General features: G+C 51.3%; 2 protein-coding genes. One reads left to right on the top strand and one right to left on the bottom strand.

Annotated features, from left to right (window positions below):
* The first annotated feature begins 41 nt into the window (after window positions 1-41).
* A complete protein-coding gene (locus tag AC2FIB_RS22445; protein ID WP_496842728.1) occupies window positions 42-524 on the top strand; it encodes a HEPN domain-containing protein in 483 nt (160 codons plus the stop codon).
* A 25-nt stretch (window positions 525-549) separates the two neighbouring features.
* Here the strand turns inward: AC2FIB_RS22445 and AC2FIB_RS22440 are convergent.
* Window positions 550-1707: DUF6538 domain-containing protein (locus AC2FIB_RS22440; RefSeq protein WP_496842727.1), on the bottom strand; the 1158-nt coding region annotated here is incomplete at its 5' end.

The following is a 1707-nucleotide window of genomic DNA, read 5'->3' as shown; positions in this document are numbered from 1 at the left end:
GCTAAAAATCTGATTCCAACACTCTTAGAAGTCCCAAATACATGACGAATGACGAACGAACGACCGCGATTGGTTTATTCAACTACGCGCACTCCTATTGGGCTTCGGCCTCTGTTCTTCAAGGCTCAAATGTAGGCGCCACACACCCCGACGCTCCGGTGAATTACCTCTATTTTCACGCTATCGAACTTTTCTTAAAGGCATACCTACGGTCAAAGGGCTTGAGCGTTGCCGACATCAAGAACGTTGGGCACAAAATGGAGCGCTTGGCCGTGAAGGCCACAGAGCTTGGGCTGGAACTGACGGATCAAGATCAAGAAGTGATAGCACTTATTGGACCAAACTACTTACCCGCTCGATACATCGTTGTAGGAGCGTTCGCCAGAGCACGACCGGAGGCGCTCTGGCGAACTTGCTCATGCTTATTCGACAGTATTGGTGAGGAGTTACAGCTCCAGGGTAAGGCCAAACGGCTACCGATTAGGCCCAATCACCCATCTGAAGCAGTCGGCGAAAAAGGTTGATCGGTGAAGATCACATGTTTGATTATCAAACGATCTTAACCATCCAGCGGTGCAATACTTCGAGCGGGTAGCCTTTACCGTATGATTGGCCTGTACCGCCAGTTTGCCAACCACCTACCTGATCAACGATATCAGACGGACACTCGACCGCTCGCAGTCTATCCCGCATCGAATGTCGAAAGCTGTGCATCGTACACTGCTTCGGTACCAACGGTTTGAGCCATTTATTCAAAGCCGCGCTCGCCGAATTAGCGTTAGTCAAACGGGAACCGTTGTAACGTGGGAAAGCATACAGGTCATCTGTACCAACGCTATGAATGCGTTTTGCCGCCCATAAAGCCATTCCGACCAGTGGAATCTCACGCTTGCTGCCCGGGGTCTTGAGACGTCTCCAAGGGTGTTCTTGCACGATCAACTTTTGACTTGGGCCGTCAACTACTAGGTCATTAAGCGTCAGACCTGCAGCCTCTGCGAGCCTGAGGCCACTGTCCGACACGAGTGCAACAAGCCATCTGAGTTCGTCGTCAAGTCGTAGGCATTCAGCCTGTACTGCTCGGATCGTATCGTTTGGCAGAGGTTGTCGCTCCTGCACCCCAGCTTGGCGGTCGAAATAAACTCCCCCAAAAGGGTTCACAGTTGAGATGCCCATTTCACTCGCCACAAAGTTGGTGACAGATCTAACTGTCCCGAAAATGCGGGTTATGCTGCTGCCTGACAATCCGCGTTCGAGCAAGGCATCACGAAGAGCGTTAGCATCTTTCTTAGTGTAGGCGCAGAGGTCTTTGTCGCCAGCGATGTCCATCAGGTAGCCGCAGGCCCGTTCGGCGGCTCTGGTAAACGTAATGGGTCGGTCGACACCTCTAAGTCGAAGATAAACTCCCACAGCCTCGGAGAGTGTCACAGTCTCCACAGACGTGTGCTGATCATTGCAGACTACATCATAGGAGAATCGAAGCTTGTCCTTTCCTGGTAATTGTACGTTGCTAACCCGGAGATGATACCAGTATTCATCTAGCTGGCTCGCCGCCCTGCTCGCCCTGGCATTTGCTACATGAGCTGACCGAGTTCGCAGCGAGTAAGTAATCTTTCTGGTCGAATAGTACTTTTGAAGGTCACTAGGGACCCTTCTTTCAAAGTAGTAGATACCGTTCTTCGTGAACGTGAAGGGTGTCGAATTGTCATA

This window comes from Ruegeria sp. YTSA072 (assembly GCF_059610285.1).
Note: the sequence above shows the minus strand (reverse complement) of the source record. Positions and strands in the feature narration are given on the sequence as shown.